Annotated in this window: 18 protein-coding genes and 1 riboswitch; of the genes, 7 read left to right on the top strand and 11 right to left on the bottom strand. The window is 42.3% G+C overall.

The genetic code is table 11. From position 1 onward, the window contains the following. Nucleotides 1-24 precede the first annotated feature (24 nt). The 4 genes from AC3ISE_RS21955 to AC3ISE_RS21940 all read left to right on the top strand — a co-directional run bounded on the left by AC3ISE_RS21955 (nucleotide 25) and on the right by AC3ISE_RS21940 (nucleotide 4,310). Entirely contained in the window at nucleotides 25-216 is a 192-nt protein-coding gene (locus tag AC3ISE_RS21955) for a hypothetical protein (RefSeq protein ID WP_489222613.1), read from the top strand. A gap of 327 nt (nucleotides 217-543) precedes the next feature. Further along, nucleotides 544-2,043, top strand: coding sequence for a malate:quinone oxidoreductase (locus AC3ISE_RS21950; RefSeq protein WP_489222612.1), 1,500 nt, complete (start codon nucleotides 544-546; stop codon nucleotides 2,041-2,043). A 623-nt stretch (nucleotides 2,044-2,666) separates the two neighbouring features. Continuing rightward, nucleotides 2,667-3,362, top strand: a complete 696-nt coding sequence (locus AC3ISE_RS21945; protein ID WP_489222611.1) for an AraC family transcriptional regulator — start codon at nucleotides 2,667-2,669, stop codon at nucleotides 3,360-3,362. Between the two features lie 84 nt (nucleotides 3,363-3,446). Next, a complete protein-coding gene (locus AC3ISE_RS21940) occupies nucleotides 3,447-4,310 on the top strand; it encodes an EamA family transporter (RefSeq protein ID WP_489222610.1) in 864 nt (287 codons plus the stop codon). 88 nt (nucleotides 4,311-4,398) lie between these two features. Here the strand turns inward: AC3ISE_RS21940 and AC3ISE_RS21935 are convergent, their stop codons facing one another. The 4 genes from AC3ISE_RS21935 to AC3ISE_RS21920 form a co-directional block, all read right to left on the bottom strand. Next, nucleotides 4,399-6,342, bottom strand: coding sequence for an FtsX-like permease family protein (locus tag AC3ISE_RS21935; protein WP_489222609.1), 1,944 nt, complete (start codon nucleotides 6,340-6,342; stop codon nucleotides 4,399-4,401). Next, a complete protein-coding gene (locus AC3ISE_RS21930; protein WP_489222608.1) occupies nucleotides 6,332-7,093 on the bottom strand; it encodes an ABC transporter ATP-binding protein in 762 nt (253 codons plus the stop codon). The genes AC3ISE_RS21935 and AC3ISE_RS21930 overlap by 11 nt, the downstream gene beginning before the upstream one ends. 101 nt (nucleotides 7,094-7,194) lie before the next feature. Continuing rightward, entirely contained in the window at nucleotides 7,195-8,199 is a 1,005-nt protein-coding gene (locus tag AC3ISE_RS21925) for a sensor histidine kinase (protein WP_489222607.1), read from the bottom strand. Next, nucleotides 8,196-8,885, bottom strand: a complete 690-nt coding sequence (locus tag AC3ISE_RS21920) for a response regulator transcription factor (RefSeq protein WP_489222606.1) — start codon at nucleotides 8,883-8,885, stop codon at nucleotides 8,196-8,198. Before AC3ISE_RS21920 ends, AC3ISE_RS21925 begins: the two co-directional genes overlap by 4 nt. A gap of 140 nt (nucleotides 8,886-9,025) precedes the next feature. Then, nucleotides 9,026-9,130: riboswitch (SAM riboswitch) on the top strand. An 80-nt stretch (nucleotides 9,131-9,210) separates the two neighbouring features. On the opposite strand from AC3ISE_RS21920, the gene mmuP reads away from it, so the two are divergent. Continuing rightward, nucleotides 9,211-10,614 carry an S-methylmethionine permease gene (mmuP, locus tag AC3ISE_RS21915; protein WP_489222605.1) on the top strand — a complete coding sequence of 468 codons (1,404 nt, stop codon included), beginning with the start codon at nucleotides 9,211-9,213 and terminating at the stop codon, nucleotides 10,612-10,614. Then, nucleotides 10,589-11,548, top strand: coding sequence for a homocysteine S-methyltransferase (mmuM, locus tag AC3ISE_RS21910; RefSeq protein WP_489222604.1), 960 nt, complete (start codon nucleotides 10,589-10,591; stop codon nucleotides 11,546-11,548). Before mmuP ends, mmuM begins: the two co-directional genes overlap by 26 nt. Nucleotides 11,549-11,967: 419 nt before the next feature. Here mmuM and AC3ISE_RS21905 read toward each other — a convergent pair whose 3' ends face one another. After that, entirely contained in the window at nucleotides 11,968-13,176 is a 1,209-nt protein-coding gene (locus AC3ISE_RS21905; protein ID WP_489222603.1) for an MFS transporter, read from the bottom strand. Between the two features lie 12 nt (nucleotides 13,177-13,188). Next, nucleotides 13,189-13,617, bottom strand: coding sequence for a MarR family winged helix-turn-helix transcriptional regulator (locus AC3ISE_RS21900; protein WP_489222602.1), 429 nt, complete (start codon nucleotides 13,615-13,617; stop codon nucleotides 13,189-13,191). Between the two features lie 191 nt (nucleotides 13,618-13,808). On the opposite strand from AC3ISE_RS21900, the gene htpG reads away from it, so the two are divergent. Further along, nucleotides 13,809-15,686 (top strand): molecular chaperone HtpG, encoded by a 1,878-nt coding sequence (gene htpG, locus AC3ISE_RS21895; protein WP_489222601.1) that lies wholly within the window; start codon nucleotides 13,809-13,811, stop codon nucleotides 15,684-15,686. Between the two features lie 44 nt (nucleotides 15,687-15,730). Here the strand turns inward: htpG and AC3ISE_RS21890 are convergent, their stop codons facing one another. The 5 genes from AC3ISE_RS21890 to pepT form a co-directional block, all read right to left on the bottom strand. Next, entirely contained in the window at nucleotides 15,731-16,804 is a 1,074-nt protein-coding gene (locus AC3ISE_RS21890; RefSeq protein WP_489222600.1) for an ABC transporter substrate-binding protein, read from the bottom strand. Next, nucleotides 16,801-17,604: an ABC transporter permease gene (locus AC3ISE_RS21885; protein WP_133312960.1), complete on the bottom strand. Its 804-nt coding sequence runs from the start codon at nucleotides 17,602-17,604 to the stop codon at nucleotides 16,801-16,803. The genes AC3ISE_RS21890 and AC3ISE_RS21885 overlap by 4 nt, the downstream gene beginning before the upstream one ends. Then, entirely contained in the window at nucleotides 17,597-18,409 is an 813-nt protein-coding gene (locus AC3ISE_RS21880; protein WP_489222599.1) for an ABC transporter permease, read from the bottom strand. The genes AC3ISE_RS21885 and AC3ISE_RS21880 overlap by 8 nt, the downstream gene beginning before the upstream one ends. Further along, nucleotides 18,399-19,505: an ABC transporter ATP-binding protein gene (locus tag AC3ISE_RS21875; RefSeq protein WP_489222598.1), complete on the bottom strand. Its 1,107-nt coding sequence runs from the start codon at nucleotides 19,503-19,505 to the stop codon at nucleotides 18,399-18,401. Before AC3ISE_RS21875 ends, AC3ISE_RS21880 begins: the two co-directional genes overlap by 11 nt. Nucleotides 19,506-19,714: 209 nt before the next feature. After that, nucleotides 19,715-20,953: a peptidase T gene (gene pepT, locus AC3ISE_RS21870; RefSeq protein WP_489222597.1), complete on the bottom strand. Its 1,239-nt coding sequence runs from the start codon at nucleotides 20,951-20,953 to the stop codon at nucleotides 19,715-19,717. Between the last annotated feature and the right edge of the window lie 7 nt (nucleotides 20,954-20,960).

The following is a 20,960-nucleotide window of genomic DNA, read 5'->3' as shown; positions in this document are numbered from 1 at the left end:
TAAATAAAAAGGAGTGAATAGTGTATGAAATATTTCAAATCACAGATGAAACAGCTGATTAAAGAAAACCCGGAATTGCAAGACAAGCTGAATGGACTGATGAAAGACCACAGACTTGAGAAAAACTTTGCACTCAAAGCTCTTTACCATGCAGAGGTTGCAGAAGGCGGAAAATATCAGCTTGATTATCAGGCGCTGGACTTGCCTAAAAGGTAAGTCTTTTTTGTACAGAGATGATAGTCTAGTTAGTATTTTACATAAATCGGTTCACTGATAACCGCAAAACAAGGCCTTAACCCATGCTAGAAGCGGAGTTGCGGTCTTGTTTTTTTTGCAGCTGGGACCTTTTCGAGGAACTTCTTCCTTTTTTAAAAGCATAAAATAGTTTATAATTATCAGATAATAGTAAAATTTAATCTATAATTAATAGACTATGATATGGTTGTAAGTGAAAGGTATGTTCCAAGGTGGTGCCTGGCTTTTTGTGACACGTGCGCAGGCGCCTGCTCGTTTTTGCAAATTTAGGGGATAAGGATGGGTAGCATGAGCAGCTTACAGAACAAAACAGACGTGATCTTGATTGGTGCCGGAGTTATGAGTGCAACTTTGGGATCATTATTGAAAGAGTTAGCACCGGAATGGGAAATCAAAGTGTTTGAGAAGCTCGCAAGCGCAGGTGAAGAAAGCTCGAATGAATGGAATAATGCGGGTACGGGCCATGCTGCACTGTGTGAGCTTAACTATACTTCTGAGAAATCAGACGGATCTGTAGATATTAGCAAAGCTGTAAAGGTGAATGAACAGTTTCAGCTTTCAAGACAGTTTTGGTCGTATCTTGTCAGCAGAAATCTGATACGCAATCCGCAGGACTTTATTATGCCAATTCCTCATATGAGTTTTGTCGAAGGGGAAAAAAATGTAGCGTTCTTGAAAAAGAGATTGGAAGCGTTATCAGGAAATCCTCTGTTTCAAGGAATGGAATTTTCCGATGACCCTAAAAAACTGAAGGAATGGATTCCGCTTATGATGGATGGCCGTCCATCTGACGAGCCGATAGCGGCAACAAAAATCGATTCTGGAACGGATGTTAACTTTGGTGCTCTAACTCGCATGATGTTTGATCACTTAAAGAGAAAAAATGTTGAAATGCACTACAACCATAGTGTTGAGGATATGAAACGGACCAGTGACGGTTCGTGGGAATTGAAAGTGCGGAATATCGACAGCGGGACCGTCGAGCACCACACTGCCAAATTCGTCTTTATCGGCGGCGGGGGCGGAAGTCTGCCATTGCTGCAAAAAACCGGTATTCCTGAGTCAAAACATATTGGAGGATTCCCGGTAAGCGGACTATTTTTAGTATGCAAAAATCCGGAGGTTGTCGCGCAGCATCATGCAAAAGTATACGGGAAAGCAAAGGTTGGAGCTCCTCCAATGTCTGTTCCGCATCTTGATACACGGTATATTGACAACAAAAAATCCTTGCTGTTTGGACCGTTCGCCGGCTTCTCGCCGAAGTTTTTAAAAACAGGTTCAAATTTAGATTTGATTGGTTCTGTAAAACCGAATAATGTCGTCACGATGCTTGCGGCAGGCGTAAAAGAGATGGCGTTGACCAAATACCTGATCCAGCAGGTGATGTTATCGAATGAAAAGCGCATGGATGAACTGCGGGAGTTTATTCCTACTGCCAAAAGCGAGGACTGGGATATCGTGGTAGCGGGTCAGCGTGTACAGGTAATCAAAGATACAGAGGCCGGTAAAGGAACGCTGCAATTCGGCACGGAAGTTGTCAGTGCCGCTGATGGATCAGTCGCTGCCTTGCTCGGCGCTTCTCCTGGTGCTTCTACTGCCGTTCACGTGATGCTTGAGGTATTTGCAAAATGCTTCCCTCAGCATATGACAGCGTGGGAACCGAAAATTAAAGAAATGATTCCTTCTTACGGCGTATCACTAGTGGACAACCCGGCGCTTTTTGAAGAAATTCATACTTCAACAGCCCAGACGCTGGGTCTAAGTCAAAAAGAACTGGTTTATAGTTAAGGAAATGTAAGTGACACCTTTTCACTAAGAGGCTGGGACAAATGGTTTTCAGCCAAAGAAAAATCCGAACTATTATGTGAAATTCCAACTTGAATTTCGTTTTAGTTCGGATTTTTTTCTTTGGCTCTTTTCATAAATATTGTTGCTACAGGACTAAATGTTAGAAACCTTAAGTGGATTGCAGCGGAAGGAACTGACATTATTTATCATGAAAAACAACAATTTATGGCGAAAATAGCTCTTTCTTTTAATGGTTTTCTCACTATTCAATGTTCGGCTTTAATTCAGGAGATGATCGTTATGTCCCAGTCTCTTTAACATTGCTTTTGTAATATACTTATTCGCCAATCCTTCAGGAGTCAAAAGATATCCGCTTCATGGAAGCTGCTCCGCTGGATTTTGTTTGTGGCTGCTCCTTACAGGATCTGCACGAGCAGATGAAGAGGCATGTTTTCTTCCTGGCCAATCGGAAGAGAAGGATATGCATTAAAATGATAGCCAATTTGCTGTAGCTGCATGAGTTGACACCTCGTCTATTTAGAATAGGTTTATTAGAAATTGGTTTACAGGGGACTCCAATTTGGATGTTCATTATATAATAAGATAAAAAGGAGGGAGCCAAAGTGGAGAGCAGCCGTCAGGTCATTTGCGAAAAAAGAACCTATTCTAGAGAATTTCACTCACATCAGCACGATTTTGGGCAGTTTCTCTTTCCATTGCAGGGTTCATTGGAGATTCATACAGACCTGCAGAAGCTCAACCTTAGTGAAGATACATGCTTTTACATACCGCCAGACTTCACTCATCTCTATCGTTCCACGGACAGGAATGAATTTCTGATCTTGGACATTCCAACTCATTATTTGCAGGGAAAAACAGAGAGTATGTATCTAAAGCTTGATCAGCAATGGTCCTCCATCCGGTTTTTGCTGCTGGAAGAGGCCGGGAGCCATCAGGGAGGATTGAATGAACTCACAAGATATGTAGCTCAAAAACTGCAGAAGTCCCTTTCTCCTTCCATCACGTATCTTCATCAGCATTATAAGCGTCCGATCAAAATGGAAACCCTGGCGGAGATCGAACATTATCATCCTGTCTATTATTCAGCCTGGTTTAAAGAGAAAACAGGAAAAAGTACAAAGGCCTATATCTCTGAGCTGCGGATGAATGAAGCAAAGCGGCTGTTAATGGGGACTTCCTGGTCAATCTCAAGCATCAGCGAAGAGGTAGGGTTTGAGAATGTTTCTTCCTTTACGAGATGGTTCACAAGCTGCGAGGGCATTTCTCCTAAAGCCTACAGAAAAATAAATATCGGATAAAAAGAACCTTAAACTTGGTAAAGAAAAACGGTCTGTTTTTCTTTATGATACAGATGAGGTTCTTTTTTATTTGAGGTGAAAATAATGAAAGAAAAACTGGCTCCTTTGTGGGTCCTGCTAGCAGGCGTGTTATGGGGAACAACCGGTACGGCACAGACTTATGCTCCAGAAGCTGCCCATCCGATTGCCGTCGGGGCGGCGCGTCTTGCGGTTGGAGGCATCTCCTTATTGATTGTTGTTCTAATGCTCGGTCAGTTAAATCTTCGTAATTGGCCAATCAAGGTGACATTCGCGGCAGCTTTATGTATGGCTGCCTATCAGCCGTTATTTTTCACAGCGGTACAACTAACCGGAGTGGCAGTCGGTACTGTTATCGCTATTGGAAGCGCCCCTCTTCTATCGGGTGCACTGGAGTGGCTGGTGCTGAAGAAAAGTCCATCAAGAGGCTGGTGGTACTCAACGTTTCTATCAATCTTTGGATGCATCCTGCTATTTTCAAATAGTGACTCAATGAGTGTTGCTCCATCTGGTATTGTCATGGCTCTAGGGGCCGGTTTATCCTTTGCTGTTTATACGCAGGTCAGCAGGCGGCTTGTGCAGAATTATCCTTCTTTACCGGTTGTAGCGGTTGTATTTACTCTCAGTGCGGTCTTTTTATCTCCATTTCTCTTTCTATATGACATGAGTTGGATTGCGGAGCCTGAGGGGCTGGCGGTAAGTCTCCATTTGGGCATTATGGCGACGGGCATTGCCTACCTTCTTTTTGCTAAAGCCCTTTATTATGTTCCGTCCTCAACAGCGGTCACGCTCGCATTGGCAGAACCTTTAACCGCTGCTTTGCTGGGTGTGCTGCTTGTTGGGGAGCAGCTGGATTTGGTTTCTTGGGCGGGGGTTTCTTGTTTATTGGCGGGAATTGGGTTTTTGGTGTTTTTAAGAGCTAAGGAATAAGAGGAAGTATCTGTCAGTTGATGATTGATTATCTCAAAACGAATGACAAGAACAAGAAAAACTCCAGCCAACCAGCTGGAGTTTTCTCTTACAATGCCTCTTTGATCACTTTTTTAGAATACAGCACAGACAGCACTCCAAAGATCGAGTAAAGCACCGTATACAAAACCATAACAATAATCATCGGAGTCCAAACTTCAGCTCCAAATAAAAACCAACCAGACTGCACGGCGAAATAACTGTGCAGCAACCCAATTACTAGTGGAATTCCAAAGTTGAAGAGCTGTTTGGCCTGTATGCCTTTCAGCAAGTCTCCCTGTGTAAAGCCGAGTTTTCGCAAGATGGTGTAATTCGGTTTTTCTTCTTCACTCTCGCCCATTTGTTTAAAGTAAAGGATGCAACCTGATGTGACCAGGAAGGACAGCCCAAGGAAGCCGACGATGAACATGGCCATTCCCATATTGCGCTTCTGGCTGTTCAGCACTTCAAGCTGGGAATCGTTTGGGGCGTTTTCACCCAGTTTTAAGGACGTGAAAAGGGTATTCGCTTCTTTTACTTCTTCCTGATCCGGTATTTCAACAGCAATATAAGTAGATGCCGGCTGCTGAACATCAGGATTCATATCTTCTTTCAGCTGTTTAAAGACCGTATCATCGACAATTGCTGTCGGCATTCCCCCGGATGTGAAATACCAGGATACTGGAGAATCTTTTTCCATACCCAAGTAAGTTTGCGGGATTTTTGTTGTTTTTCCAAGAAGAGTAACGGTTCCGCTCTCATCAAGCGGCATGAATTTTTGCAGCAGGTCGCTGTACCCTGTGAAAATCGTTTCGTCCTTAGATAGTTCTTTTCCTGCCGCTTTTTCACTGATGACAGGAAGAGTCATCTTGCTCGGGTCATAATTCAGTCCTTCTAGTTTGGCGCTGAATATGTCGCTGATATCCACTTCAGCCATGACAATATCAGTGGAGTCCGCCTCGTACGCTATCCCAGCAGAATCCAAAGCTTTTTCAAATTGTGCAGCATCTTTGCTTTCAGTAAAGGAAAAGTCAGCAGGCACTTGATTCTGAGCGGTTTTTTCAGCTGAGTAATAAGAGATGTAGCTCAAGGACAGCAACCCGATTGCAAGTGCTGAGACCGTCGTAATGATTGTCAGCAGCAGGGCATTTGATTTCATCCGGAACATGATGGAGGAAAGAGACAGAACCTCTCCAACCTTCAAATAGCCGTCTTTTTTCTTTCTGATGAGGTGGAAAATAAAGCTCACGGACCCTTTGTAAAAAAGATAGGTACCAAGGATAACAGAACCGAGAATAAATAGCATGGCGCCATATAGGGCCATCATGGATTTAAAGTCTCCGCCAAAAAGCTTAGAGGAAACATAATACCCGGCCGCAATCATAATGATTCCAAGGATGCCAATGGCCATTTCGAAAAAGGACATCTTTTTTACTTTCTCTTCTGCTGATGAGAGCACTCTGAACAGCGAGAGAATGCTCTGTCTTTTAATAAACAGATAGTTCATCAGCATGATAAGAAGGTATATGACGATGAAGACAATCAGTGTCTGCACGAAAGCCTGGGCGGAAAAGTGGAGTTTAGCTACATCATCCACCCCGGTAATTTTGAATAAAATCATCATCACTAATTTTGAAGCCGCAAAACCTGCGAAAATACCAAGAACAAGAGATCCAAAGTACAGCAGGAAGTTTTCTGCCGTTAAAAGGCGGAAAATCTTATGCTTTGTCATTCCGATCAGCTGAAACAGTCCAATCTCTTTGCTGCGGCGTTTAATGAAAATGTTATTGGCGTAGAGCAAAAAAATTGTGACAATAGCAATCAGCAGGACAGATGCAGCCCGGATGGCGGCCCCTCCTTTGATGGAACCTTTTACCGCGTCCATAGAAGGGTCATACTGCAGCGTGACAAATGCGAAATAAAGCGCCACGCTGAAAATGAGAGCAAAAATATAGAGATAGTAATTCTTTATATTCTTTTTCAGGTTTTTGATAATCAGCTGATTAACGTTCATCCTGAACACCGCCCAGAACGCCTTGCGTTTTCATGATGTCTTTGAAGAATGCCTGCCTTGTCTGGCCGCCTTTGTTTAACTGAGTATAGATCTGACCGTCTTTTATAAAGATGACTCTGCTGCAGTAGCTTGCAGCAGCAGGGTCATGCGTAACCATGACAATGGTTGCTTTTCGTTTTTCATTAAGCTCGGTCAATTTATTCAGCAAGTCAGCAGCCGATTTAGAATCGAGTGCGCCTGTTGGTTCATCGGCAAAAATAATGCTTGGTTCGTGAATAAAGGCCCGTGCTGCAGAAGTACGCTGCTTCTGGCCGCCGGAAATTTCGTTCGGATACTTGTCTTTTAGCTCGCTGATGCCGAGTTCATTTGCCAATGCCTGAAATTTTTGGTCCGCTTCTTTCTTGGGAACATTAGAAATGGAGAGCGGCAGCAGAATATTTTCTTTCACTGTCAGTGTGTCCAGAAGGTTATAATCCTGAAAAATAAAGCCGAGATGATGCTTTCTGAATTCAGCAAGCTCCTTTTCCTTCATGCCCGTCATTTCTTTCTTTTCAATTTGAATGGTCCCGCCGCTTACTTTATCAATCGAAGACAGGACGTTCAGCAGCGTTGTTTTGCCTGAACCGGATGCACCCATGATGCTGACAAATTCGCCTTCTTGTATCGAAAGGTCAATCCCTTTAAGGACTTCCTGTTTATTAAACTTATTTCCGTAGCTTTTATGGAGCTTTGATGCTTCTAATATCGCCATACTCGCTTCCTCCTCTTCATTCATTACCTTTATTATAAAAAGGAGAAAGGTCCTTTTCCTTTTATTGTGCGAACAAAATAGAAAAGCATGTGACATTCTTGTCACACGCTAATGACGGCCGCAAAATCATTCCTTTTAGGAAAAGTTAACGCAAATGCTGTTTCTGCATTGACGATTGACTGTGCGTGAATATCGATCAGAAGGGGAGTGGCTGCTTTTTTAGCGAGATACAGCCCCATCCCTGTAGCAGCGTGATCTTGATGGTTGACGGTCGATGTGAAGCCTTTATCGAATATGCGCGGCAGGTCCTTTTGATCAATGCCCCGGCCGAAATCTTTCACCTCAAGCCTTGTTTGATCATCCTGACTCCAGCTTTTTATAGAAATGTCAGAGGCTTCGCTGTATTTCACTGCATTCGTTAAGATCTGTCTAATAATAAATGCCAGCCATTTCGCATCACTAAGGACTTCCTTTTGATCAAGCTGAATGTCAAATCCAATCCCTTTTTGAATACACCATGACTGCAGCGTCTTAATCTCATTAAAAACCACCGTTTCCAAGTCGACTGTTTCAATATACAAATCGTTTTCTATAAACGGAATCCGTTTTTGATGCAGCTGCTGATCAAGCAGAAGGTGAATCCGCAGCCATTCATACGTCAATTGCGTTTTCATTGCATCGTCTTCCATGCGTTCGATCATTAAATGCATGGCAGTTAGCGGGGTCTTCACTTCATGAATCCACGATAACAGTTCATCTTTTTCTTGTTCAAGCGAAATTCTGCTGTGCATAGCATCTTTTTTCAGCATCTCTGCCTGTTCGATGAGCGTTTTTTCGACCAACTGTTCAAATGGACTTTCCGGTACTGGAATGCTTGATAAATCAAGGTTGTTTTCCCGATCCTCCAGGCTTTTATAAAAAGCGGTTTCTTTATTGTACCGAACCGTTAAGAAAACAAAGAATGAGATCATGGAAAGGAAGACAATATACAAAACAGGCTCAAATGGAATGGCTGAATCGATGAAAGAGACAAAGAGAATCAGGACATGAATAAAAATGAAAAAGAAAATCCAGCTGCGGCGCTCTTTTAAGAAACAGCGGATCATAGCATTTCCTCTTCTGACGCAAGATAGCCCTGTCCTACTTTTGTCTCAATAAAACGGCCTAATTCAATCTCCTCGAGCCGCTTTCGCAGGCGGTTGACATTTACTGTTAACGTATTGTCGCTTATGAAGCGTTTATCATCCCACAGGCTGTTCATGAGTTTGTCTCTGCTGACAATTTTGTTTTTTTGTTCAATTAACAGTTTGAGGATGAACATTTCATTCTTTGTCAGTTCAACGGAGCCTGCTTCATTCGTAACCGTATTTCGTTCATAATCAACCGCAGCATTGCACCATGTTTTCAGACTTACTTGTTCAGTATTGTAGTTATAAACACGACGGAGAATGGCCTGAATTTTCGCGATCAGCACATCAAAGTGGAAAGGCTTTTGGACAAAATCATCGGCCCCAAGCTGCATGGACATGACCATATCAGTCGGATGATCCCGCGAGGACAGAAAGATGATCGGCACATTTGAATGGGCACGGATCATTCGGCACCAATGAAAACCGTCAAACTTCGGCAGCTGAATATCAATGATGACCAAATCAGGTTTAACTTCTGAAAATTCCTGCATCACTTTATTAAAATCAGTGATTCCATAAACATCATATGACCATTGATTTAATCTTTCTTTCATTTCATTAAACAGGGTTAAATCATCTTCAATTAAAAGGAGTTTGAACAAAAATGTCACCACACTATAAGGTTTCTTTTACAATTATTGTATAGTAAAACAGATTTGTGTGCTATAGATCACATTGCACGGAATATTCATACTAATCTTGACATTGTTTCAATAGATTGCTATTGTAATAAAAAAATAATTTCTTATCCAGAGAGGTGGAGGGACTGGCCCTTTGAAACCTCAGCAGCAGGTCTATGATGACACTGTGCTAATTCCAGCGGGTGAATGAACCTGATAGATAAGCATACCTTTATTTGTCAGCAGCGCACTCTTTTTAAAGAGTGCGTTTTTCATTTTTTTGGATTTGAAAAAAAGGAGAGTAGAAATGGAAGGTCAGCAGCAATTTCAGAGGAAAATGCAATCTCGTCATTTAGTCATGTTATCGCTTGGAGGTGTCATTGGAACAGGTTTATTTTTAAGTACAGGTTATACGATTCAGCAGGCTGGACCGTTTGGCACCATCCTGTCGTATTTAGTTGGGGCGCTGGTCGTTTATCTCGTTATGCTTTGTTTAGGGGAATTATCAGTACATATGCCGGAGACTGGTGCATTTCACAGCTATGCCGCTAAATATATTGGTCCAGGAACAGGGTACACAGTAGCCTGGCTGTATTGGCTTACTTGGACGGTTGCGTTAGGTTCAGAATTCACGGCAGCTGGGCTGCTGATGCAAAGGTGGTTTCCGTCCATTAACGTCTGGATTTGGAGCGCGGTATTTGCCTTGATGATCTTTTTATTAAATGCTGTGACGGTTAAGTTTTTTGCGGAGTCTGAGTTTTGGTTTGCATCGATTAAAGTCGTTGCCATAGTGATTTTTATTCTTTTAGGAGGAGCCGCAATTGTTGGCTTTATTCCGCTGACGGACTCGAGTTCTGCTCCATTCTTTACGAATCTTACAAGTGAAGGGTTATTTCCGAATGGTGCATTTGCCGTGATCATGACGATGCTTGCTGTGAACTTTGCTTATTCGGGAACAGAATTAATAGGGGTCGCAGCCGGAGAAACGGCAGAGCCTGAAAAAACAATACCCATCGCGATTCGAACAACATTATGGAGATTGATCCTCTTTTTTGTAGGAACGATTGTTGTATTATCGGCGCTGCTGCCTGCATCGGATTCAGGGGTTTTAAAGAGCCCCTTTGTTGCTGTTCTTGAACGAATTGGTCTTCCATTTGCAGCAGATATCATGAATTTCGTTATCTTAACGGCAATTTTGTCTGCAGCAAACTCAGGTCTATATGCTGCTTCCAGAATGCTCTGGTCTCTTTCAAATAAGAAAACCATATCACCTATTTTTGCTAGAGTGACAAAACAAGGTGTACCTATATATGCTGTGATATTCAGCATGCTGGGCGGTACTTTGGCTTTATTCTCAAGCATCATTGCGCCAGATACAGTGTATATCATCCTTGTCTCCATTTCAGGTTTAGCTGTGGTTGTCGTCTGGATGAGTATTAGTGCGTCACAGTTTTTCTTTCGCAGACAATATATCAAAGAAGGTCATTCAGTAAAGGATCTGGTTTACCGGACGCCTTTCTATCCCCTGGTGCCGATCGCATCTTTTGTGCTGTGTCTCGCATCATTAGTTGGAATCGCATTTGACCCTGCACAGCGAATTGCACTTTATTGCGGCATTCCATTTATTTTGATTTGTTATGGAAGCTATTATTTAACTCAGTATGTAAAGGAAAGAGGAGAAGGATATGCAGCAGAAAATCAATCCAATTGACGCTATTTTACATGACCATTCCATTATGATTCTTGATGGAGCACTTGCTACAGAGCTTGAGCAGCATGGCTGTGATTTGGACGATCCCCTTTGGTCAGCCCGAATATTGCTTGAAAACCCGGAATTGATTTATCAGGTTCATTCAGACTATTTCCGTGCGGGAGCGGATTGTGCAATAACGGCAAGCTACCAGGCAACAATTGATGGGTTCTTGAAGCGGGGAATCGAAGAAATAGAAGCCTTGCAATTAATGAAGAAAACGGTGCTGCTTGCCAAAAAAGCAAGAGATGATTTTTGGAAGGAAGAAATGGGAGCTGTTAGACCAAAACCATTGGTTGCGGCATCAATTGGTCCTTATGGCGCCTATCTTGCAGATGGTTCGGAGTATACAGGCAACTATGGTGTTACGGATGCAACATTAGAAGAATTTCATCGTCCAAGAATATCAGCTTTGATTGAAGCAGGTGCTGATTTACTGGCATTTGAAACAATTCCTTCCCTTCAGGAAGCAAACGTATTAAGTTCTTTATTGAAGGAATTTCCCAATACATATGCATGGCTGTCCTTTTCCTTGAAAAATGAGAAAGCGATTAGTGATGGCACCCTCCTCGAGGTGTGTGCAAATACCTTCGGGTGCAACGGACAAATTGCTGCAATTGGCATCAACTGTGCACCACTGGAATTGGTGAATGAAGCCATAAAAGTGATCAGCAGCCAGACAAAAAAACCGGTTATTGTATACCCTAATTCTGGAGAAGCGTATAATCCGGAAACTAAAACATGGCATGGGCAAAAATCTTGCCTTGAACTGGATCAACAGTCAGAAGAATGGTACAAATCAGGGGCCCGCTTAATTGGGGGATGCTGCCGGACAGCACCTCGCCATATTGAGAAGATTTCAAAAAAATGGCGGGCTGGTCAATCTGAAGTTTAATAAATAGAACAGAGAAGAGGCTGGGACAAATGGTTTTCAGCCAAAGAAAAATCCGAACTATTATGTGAAATTCCAACTTGAATTTCGTTTTAGTTCGGATTTTTTTCTTTGGCTCTTTTCATAAATATTGTTGCTGAAGTACTAAATGTTAGAAACCTTAAGTGGATTGCAGCGGAAGGAACTTGACTCCTGCGGGATATAGAGCAAAATGGGAGACCCCACAGGCAACGCCGAGGAGGCTCCCATGCTCCCCGCGGAAAGCAAGTTCCTGGAGCGGAAAGGAACGGACATTATTTATCTTGAAAAACAACAATTTATGGCGAAAATAGCTCTTTCTTTTAATGGTTTTCGCACTATTCAATGTTCGGCTTTCATTCAGGAGATGATCGTTACGTCCCAGTCTCTTTTTCTCACTGCTCTCATGCTGATGCAGAAGCATTAACTTTTGCCCACGCAGTCCTTTCACTCTTCCCGTGCAGGAAGTAATAAAGAAGAGAACTGGCTAGAACTACAAAGCCCAAAATCACATACAGCGTGCTGTAGCCTGTCACCGGAATGACAAAACCAAGCAGATATGGTCCAAATCCTAAACCAGCGTCAAGAAAGATAAAGAATGTCGAAGTGGCGAGCCCCATCCGGTGAGGCGGCGTTAATTTTACGGCAATCGCCTGTGTCGTTGATTGCATGTTTCCAAATCCAAGACCGATCAGTACACCGGACAGCAAGAAAATGAAGCTGGTGCTTGCTGTGCTGAGAAGGAACATACCTGCTCCAAACAAGAGGAAGGCAGGGTACATAATGAAGTTTGCTCCTTTTTTGTCCATTAAACGGCCGGTGAAGGGGCGTGATACCAAAACAGCTGCCGCATAGACGATGAAAAAGAAGCTTGCTGTGCTGACAAGATGAATGTCCATTGCGTAGAAATTAATAAAAGATAGGACACTTGAATAACAAAACGCCACCGCAAGGGTGATAAATGCAATCGGCAAAGCTCTTGGCTCTACAAAATTTGAAAGTTTGAATCCTCGTACTTCTGCCTTTTTTGCTGAACCATCAAGCGGGGGCACATACAGGAAAAAGGCAATGATTAAACTGCCGGCGCCTAATGCAACGCAGAAAGTAAAGATCGTATGAAAGCTTGCGTTCTGGCTCAAGTACAGTCCGATGAATGGTCCAATGGCTGTTGCAAGAGTTGCACTCATGCTGTAGTACCCGATGCCTTCTCCTTTTCGCGAAGCGGGAATAATCTGTGCTACGATGGTGCCTGTTGCTGTACTGGCCATACCCAGTGTAATTCCATGAACCAGACGGTTTACAAGAAGGAAGCCAAGGCCTAATTCAAAGAAATAAAAGGCTGTTGTCAGGGTAAACAGGATAAGCCCGGTATACAGGATTTTTTTCCGGCTGAAGGTTACGATTAGCCTTCCAATTAATAGCCTGCCAATCAATGCGCCAATAATGAAAATCCCGGTTACAAGTCCCGCCGCACTTGTAGAGGCACTGTATTCATCTACTGCAAAGACCGCAATGGTCACCATTAATAAGTAAAAGATTAACGTTAAGAAAAAATTGATGGACGACACGACAATAAAGTCTTTCGTCCATAGTTTGGATGCTGTCTGATTCACGTTTGTATCACCTTACTCTCTAATATTGTTCCGGATATCTCCCATAATCCGGATGACTTCAAGCTGTTCTTCCTCTGAAATCCCTTTTAAAATCTCCTGCTCATATTCATCGATTGTTACGCGGACATCTCCGTAAACCTTTCTCCCAATGTCTGTAAGCTGCATTCTCTTTTCACGCTTATCCTTGCCGGGAACATGCTCTACATAGCCCAGTTCCTCCAGGCGGCTGATCGTTCTTGTAACGGTAGGTTTTTCAACACTTTGATAATCAGCAAGCTCAACAAGCGTAGCTGTCCCGTAATTGGATAAGTAATGCAAAACTGACCACTGTGCTCTGTACAAATCGTGTTTGGCGAGCTCAATATTCAGTCTGTTTTCAAAAGGGCGGTATAACAGCAGAAGCTGCTGAAAAAACTTTTGGTATGTTTTTATAGGAAACACCTCATCAAATAATAGTTACCCTGGATAATTGTTACTCTAGGTAACTAATATAACAAAATCATTCAGTGTTTGTCTACCTGATGAATTCCTGAAGCTGGTTATTGACACAAAACGGGAATATATGTTATTAAATTAGTGGTTAGCACTCTCATGAAAAGAGTGCTAAAAAGAAGTCTGAAAGGAGAATGACAATGGAAAAAATGCAGTTCAAAGCAGAATCTAAAAGACTATTGGAAATGATGATCAATTCAATTTATTCTCAAAAAGAAATCTTTTTAAGAGAGCTGATTTCAAATGCGAGTGATGCGATTGATAAAATTTATTACAAAGCTTTAACAGACGACAGCCTATCATTTGACCAAAATCATTACTACATAAAAGTCAGTGCAGACAAAGAAAATAGAACATTAACAATCTCAGATACGGGGATTGGGATGACAAAGGAAGAGCTTGAAAACAATCTCGGGATTATTGCGAAAAGCGGCTCATTGGCTTTTAAAAGCGAAAATGAGCTGAAGGATGGCCGTGACATTATCGGTCAGTTTGGGGTAGGTTTTTACTCAGCCTTTATGGTAGCTGATGCCATCACGGTCACAACGAAGACAATCGGCAGCGAAGAAGCTTACAGATGGTATTCTAGGGGAGCAGACGGCTATACGATCGAACTTTGTGAGAAGGAAGAGGTTGGAACAGAGATTGTTCTCAGCATCAAAGAAAACACAGAAGATGATTCGTTTGATGAATATTTAGAAGAATACCGCTTAAAAGCCATCATTAAAAAATACTCTGATTTCATCCGCTATCCAATTAAAATGGATGTAACGGAGCGAAAAAAAGAAGACAGCGAAACAGAATTTGAAGAAATTCACGAAGAACAGACAATCAACAGCATGGTTCCTATTTGGAGAAAGAATAAAAATGAGCTTACCGAGGAAGATTACGAGAATTTCTATGCAGAAAAGCATTACGGGTTTGATAAGCCGTTAAAACATATCCATATCAGTGTGGACGGTGCCGTCAGATACAATGCGATTCTCTACATCCCTGAACAGATTCCGTATGATTACTACTCTAAAGAGTTTGAAAAAGGACTTGAGCTGTACTCAAATGGCGTACTGATCATGGAAAAATGCTCAGACCTGCTTCCTGACTATTTCAGTTTTGTAAAAGGAATGGCAGATTCGGAGGATTTGTCTCTTAACATCTCAAGAGAAATCCTGCAGCATGACCGCCAGCTGAAGCTGATTGCGAAGAACATCAAAAACAAAATTAAGAGCCAGCTGCAGAGCTTATTAAAAGATGAGAGAGAAAAGTATGAAACATTCTATCACTCTTTCGGAAGACAGCTTAAATATGGCGTTTACAGTGATTTTGGAGCAAATAAAGAAGATCTTCAGAACCTGCTTATGTTCTATTCATCAAAAGAGAAGAAGCTGATTACACTTGATGAATATGTTTCAGGCATGCCTGAAGATCAGAAGTACATTTACTATGCTGCAGGAGAAAGCTATGAACGAATTGAAAAGCTTCCGCAGAAAGAGGTTGTGGCGGATAAAGGCTATGACATCTTATATTTCACGGATGAAGTGGATGAATTTGCGATCAGAATGCTGATGACCTATCAGGAAAAAGAATTCAAATCAATTTCAAGCGGTGATTTGGGCATAGAAGCAGGCGAGAATGAATCGGGTGCAGAATCAGAAGAGAACGATAACAAAGAACTCTTTGAAGAAATGAAGACGATTCTTGCAGGCAAAGTGAAGGATGTAAGAATGTCAAAACGCCTCAAGTCTCATCCAGTCTGCATCGCAACTGAAGGCGAAGTAACCACGGAAATGGAAAAAATCCTGAAAGCCATGCCTAACAGCCAGAACATTAAGGCGGAGAAAATACTTGAGATCAACAGCAGCCACGATGTCTTTGCTTCCTTAAAAGATGCATTGGCAAACGACAAGGAAAAACTTGCGCTGTACACGAATCTTCTATTTAACCAGGCTCTTCTAATTGAAGGACTGACAATCGAGGATCCGGTTGAGTTTACGAACGATATTTGCAAAATTATGGTGTGAAGAAAAGCGGAAAGGGAGTCCTGATCATCAGGACTCCCTTTCTCTTATTTCGGATGCATCTTAAATTTCAAAAACAGCTCATTATAGTAAGCCAAATTCTTTTTGCCGAGGTTCTCATACACTTCCAGTTTTTCCGTCAGTTCAGGCGGCGGATAGAAGCGCTCATCGTTTACCATCTCTTCAGGCATGTACTTTAAGGCTTCTTTGTTCGGTGTTGAGTAGCTGACATATTCAGTGTTTTCTGCGGCCACCTCAGCATCCAGCATGAAGTTGATGAACTGATGGGCGGCTTCCGTATTTTTGGCTGTTTTCGGGATCACCATGTTATCGAACCATAAATTTGAGCCTTCCTCGGGAACGACATACTCGAGATCTTCGTTTTCATACATGATCTCAGATGCAACCCCGGACCATACAAGACCGATGGATGCTTCCTGATTTTCAAGCAGCATCCTGCTTTCGTCTCCAACTACCGCTTTGACGTTTGGAGTGAGAGAATCAAGCTTTCGTTTTGCTTCCTCTAAATGATCCTTATTTGTATCGTTAAGAGAATAGCCGAGGCTGTTGAGCCCCATTCCCATCACTTCTCTTGCGCCGTCAATCAGCAGGATCTCATTTCGCAGATCGGGATCCCAAAGGTCATTCCAGCTCGTGATTTTTTTTCCGTCTATCATCGAGGGATTATAGACGATGCCGACCGTTCCCCAGAAATAAGGAATGGAATATTTATTTTCAGGGTCGAATGGCAAATCCATAAACCGGTCATCAATATTTTTCAAGTTCGGAAGTTTCGAATGATCTAATGGGATAAGCAAATCTTCCTGTCTCATTTTATCAATCATATATTCAGAAGGAACGGCAATATCATAAGTCGTTCCGCCCTGATCAATCTTTGTCATCATCGCCTCGTTGGAATCAAAGGTCTCATAGATGACCTTAATGCCTGTTTCTTTCTCAAAGCGGTCAACCAGATCCGAATTGATGTAATCTCCCCAGTTAAAGATCGTAAGCGTATTTCCGCTTGAGTAGCCCTGTGAAGAGTTTAGTTCGGATACTGCATACAAAAGGATGCCTGACACGAGAATAATCGCGAAGAAAACACGGACCAGCTTCTTCATTTTCTTACCCCCAATCCGCTTTGCTTATTTCTCTGCGTAATGAAGTAATATACGACGACAAGCAGAACTGTGAATAGGAAAAGCAGGGTAGATAGAGCATTGATATTCAATGAAATTCCCCGGCGTGCGAGGGAATAAATCTCAACTGACAGTGTAGTGAATCCATTGCCGGTTACGAAAAAGGTAACAGCAAAATCATCAAGGGAGAATGTAAGTGCCATAAAGAATCCTGCAAAAATACCCGGTGTGATAAACGGCAGGGTCACTTTAGTCAGGACATTCCAGCTGCTTGCCCCCAAATCTCTTGCTGCATCAAGCAAAGTAGGGCTCATCTCCATCAGTTTCGGCAGCACCATCAAGACAACAATCGGAACGCTGAATGCAATGTGAGATAAGAGAACCGAATAAAATCCAAGCTTGATTCCCGCCATCGTAAACAGGATTAAAAATGAAGCGCCAATAATAACGTCAGGGCTGACAATCAGCACATTATTTAACGACAATAGTGTGTTTTTGGTTTGTCTGCTTTTAAACGAATGAATGGCAAGTGCTCCGAGGACCCCGATGATTGTTGAAATAAGAGCAGACAATAAGGCGATAACCAGGGTGTTAAGCACAATAATCAGCAGCCTTGTATCTGTGAACAGTTCTTTATACCAGTCCAGCGTAAATCCTTCAAAGTTGTACATCGTACCGCCGCTGTTAAATGAATAAAACACAAGGAAAAAAATCGGCGTATAAAGGATGAGAAAGATCAAAATTAAAAAGATCCTGGATAGAGGGGATATTTTCTTATCCAACTTTCATACCCCGCTTTCGATTTCCGGTAAGGAAGATAATCAGAAACATAAAAATAATCAAGAAGACAGCAATTGTAGAGCCCATACCCCAGTCCTGCGTCACAAGGAAATGCTGTTCAATCGCAGTGCCGAGTGTGATGACTCTGTTTCCTGCAATCAATCTTGTCAGCATGAACAGAGAGAGAGCAGGAATAAAGACGAGCTGGCAGCCGGCTTTAACGCCATCAATCGTCAGCGGAAAAATGACTCTGCGGAAGGCAGTCCAGCTTGATGCCCCCAAATCACGCGCTGCATCTAAAAGGGTTGGATTTAATTCATTAAGTGAATTGAATATAGGCAAAATCATAAATGGAATAAAGATATAAACCGATACAAAAATGAAACTGAAATCGGTGAACAATAACTGCTGTGAACCAATGCCGATAGCTTCTAAAAAGCTGTTCGCAACACCGTACGTGCCGAAAATTCCCAGAAAAGCATAGGCTTTTAACAATAAATTAATCCAGGATGGGACGATAATCAGCAGCAGCCAAAGATGCTTATGCTTTGTGTAAGTCAGCAAATAAGCCGTCGGGTAGGCGATCAGCAGGGAAAGAGCTGTAATCAAAAAGGCATACCAAAACGAACTTAAGGTCATTTTCATATAGACCGGTGTGAAAAAGTTCTGGTAATTGGCAAGCGACAAATGTCCCTCTATATCAATAAACGAATAATAAAGAACAAGAACAATCGGTGCAATAACAAAGAGAGCAATCCAAAGCGCGTAAGGAATCATATACAAATTTCGGGTCAGTTTAGTTTCCATGCTCTTCTCCATCTGCATAAGCTTCTAAACGTTTGTCAAATTCCTCTTCGGTCTCCCCGAATCTCATAACGTGTATCGCTTCAGGGTCAAAATAAAGACCAATTTCATCTCCGACAGTGGCTTTCTTTGTAGAATGAACGAGCCATTCGTTGCCATCCTTGTCATAGCTGCTGATTTCATAATGAACACCTCGGAACAATTGGGAATCAACGCGTACATGGAGTTTTCCCCGTTCCAGTGAAGTGATTTCCAAATCTTCAGGGCGAATGACGATCTCAATTGGTTCATTTGGGTTCAGACCCTGATCGACACATTCAAATTGTCTGCCTGTAAACTCCACAAGGTAATCCTCAAGCATCGTTCCTTTTACAATATTGGACTCACCAATGAAATCAGCAACAAACCGGTTGATCGGTTCATCATAGATATCGGTTGGTGTCCCGCTTTGCTGTATTTTCCCTTTGTCCAGAACAAAGATTTCATCGGACATCGCGAGTGCTTCTTCCTGGTCATGGGTGACAAAGATAAAGGTAATCCCAAGACGCTGCTGAAGCTCGCGCAGCTCATACTGCATTTCTGTCCGAAGCTTTAAGTCCAGGGCGGACAAAGGTTCATCAAGAAGAATAACTTCCGGCTCATTGACAATCGCACGTGCAATGGCAACCCGCTGGCGCTGGCCTCCGGACATTTCCCTGATTTCCCGTTTTTCATATCCGTCAAGATTTACAAAGCTTAAGGCTTCTTTTACTTTTGATTCAATCTCTTTATTGTTCATTTTTTTAATGCGCAGTCCGAATGCAACATTTTCAAAAACATTCAAATGAGGAAACAGCGCATAATCCTGAAATACCGTATTAACTTGGCGTTTGTTAGCAGGCACATCGTTTATTTTTTTTCCATTAAAAAGAATCTCCCCTTCAGACGCTTCTGTAAATCCGGCAATCAATCGCAGGATCGTTGTCTTGCCGCAGCCTGAAGGACCAAGAAGTGTATAAAATTTGCCGCGCTCGATTTCAAAACTGACATGGTTGAGGACGGCAGGGTCATTGTCGTATTGTTTCGTAACCTGCTTAAATTGAATAATTGTGTTTGTCATATCATTCTCCCTCTTAGTTTGTTCGGATTTGAACAAAGAAATATTTATAGATAAGCGGTCTATTTAGCCTTATTTAACATGAATAATTATACATGAAAGAGTGCTGGAATACGAAAGGAATTATGAAGGCTGTTTCAGTCATTATGAATGCAGAAGGTGAAAAAGGTAAACGCCTTGGACTCTCCAAAGCGTTTACCTTTTTCAGCATGTTATTCAGCTGCGTTCTCTTCAAATAATTTCGCAATCTCTACAATAACCTGTGTTGCTTTTTGCATATTATCAACTGAAATATATTCAAACTTGCCATGGAAGTTCTCTCCGCCGGTAAAGATATTCGGTGTAGGAAGGCCCATGTAGGAGAGCTGAGATCCATCTGTGCCGCCGCGGATCGGTTCAACGATTGGCTGAATGTCCAGGTTTTCCATCGCTTTGTAGGCAATGTCGACGATCTGTTTAACAGGCTCAATTTTTTCACGCATATTGTAATATTGATCGTTCATCTCAAGGATGATGCGTTCGCTTCCGTATTTCTCTTTCAATTCATCAACAGCAGCGGCCATCGTTTGTTTTTTCTGCTGGAACGCTTCCTTATCAAAATCTCTGATAATGTAGCTTAGCTTCGTTTGTTCAACATCTCCGCTGAAAGAGAGAAGATGGAAGAAGCCTTCATAGCCTTCTGTTAATTCGGGAGCTTGTTCTGCCGGCAGCTTGCTCTGGAGTTCCATTGCAATTTTAATAGAATTCACCATTTTCCCTTTAGCTGTGCCAGGATGGATGTTGGTTCCTTTAATGGTAATAGAGGCTCCGGCTGCGCTGAAGCTTTCGTACTGCAGCTCGCCTAGAGGACCGCCATCCACTGTGTAGGCGTATGTCGCATCAAAGGCAGCAACATCAAATTTATGCGGTCCGCGGCCGATTTCCTCATCAGGAGTGAAAGCTACTCGGATTTTGCCGTGTTTGATTTCAGGGTGCTTGACCAAATAATCCATCGCTGTCATGATTTCAGCAATGCCCGCTTTATTATCGGCTCCTAAAAGAGTGGTGCCGTCTGTTGTTATCAATGTATGGCCTTTATAGTTTAAAAGGTTAGGAAAGTCCTTTGGAGACAGGGTTACTTGAACGGTTTCGTTCAGGAGGATGTCCTGCCCGTCATAGTTTTCATGTATCTGCGGATTCACATTTTTTCCGGTAAAATCGGTTGCTGTATCAATGTGTGCCAGAAAGCCGATCGTTGGAACCTGTTTATCAGTGTTAGATGGGAGAGTAGCCATTACATAACCAAACTCATCCATGCTTACATCTTCTAAACCAATTGTTTTAAGTTCCTCTACAAGTTTACGTGCAAGTGTCAGCTGACCTTCAGTAGATGGACACGTTTCGCTGCTGTCATTTGATTGTGTATCGATTTTCACGTAGGAAATAAATCGTTCAATGATTTCATTGTTCATTGTTCAT

This window comes from Metabacillus sp. KH_069, from assembly GCF_057838075.1.
The sequence above is the reverse complement of the archived record's forward strand: the minus strand, read 5'-3'. Positions and strand labels throughout refer to the sequence as shown.

Coding starts and splice junctions, on each gene's coding strand:
- AC3ISE_RS21955 (WP_489222613.1), top strand. CDS start 25: ATGAAATATTTCAAATCACAGATGAAACAGCTGATTAAAGAAAACCCG.
- AC3ISE_RS21950 (WP_489222612.1), top strand. CDS start 544: ATGAGCAGCTTACAGAACAAAACAGACGTGATCTTGATTGGTGCCGGA.
- AC3ISE_RS21940 (WP_489222610.1), top strand. CDS start 3,447: ATGAAAGAAAAACTGGCTCCTTTGTGGGTCCTGCTAGCAGGCGTGTTA.
- AC3ISE_RS21935 (WP_489222609.1), bottom strand. CDS start 6,342: ATGAACGTTAATCAGCTGATTATCAAAAACCTGAAAAAGAATATAAAG.
- AC3ISE_RS21930 (WP_489222608.1), bottom strand. CDS start 7,093: ATGGCGATATTAGAAGCATCAAAGCTCCATAAAAGCTACGGAAATAAG.
- AC3ISE_RS21925 (WP_489222607.1), bottom strand. CDS start 8,199: ATGATCCGCTGTTTCTTAAAAGAGCGCCGCAGCTGGATTTTCTTTTTC.
- mmuP (WP_489222605.1), top strand. CDS start 9,211: ATGGAAGGTCAGCAGCAATTTCAGAGGAAAATGCAATCTCGTCATTTA.
- mmuM (WP_489222604.1), top strand. CDS start 10,589: ATGCAGCAGAAAATCAATCCAATTGACGCTATTTTACATGACCATTCC.
- htpG (WP_489222601.1), top strand. CDS start 13,809: ATGGAAAAAATGCAGTTCAAAGCAGAATCTAAAAGACTATTGGAAATG.
- AC3ISE_RS21890 (WP_489222600.1), bottom strand. CDS start 16,804: ATGAAGAAGCTGGTCCGTGTTTTCTTCGCGATTATTCTCGTGTCAGGC.
- AC3ISE_RS21880 (WP_489222599.1), bottom strand. CDS start 18,409: ATGGAAACTAAACTGACCCGAAATTTGTATATGATTCCTTACGCGCTT.
- AC3ISE_RS21875 (WP_489222598.1), bottom strand. CDS start 19,505: ATGACAAACACAATTATTCAATTTAAGCAGGTTACGAAACAATACGAC.
- pepT (WP_489222597.1), bottom strand. CDS start 20,953: ATGAACAATGAAATCATTGAACGATTTATTTCCTACGTGAAAATCGAT.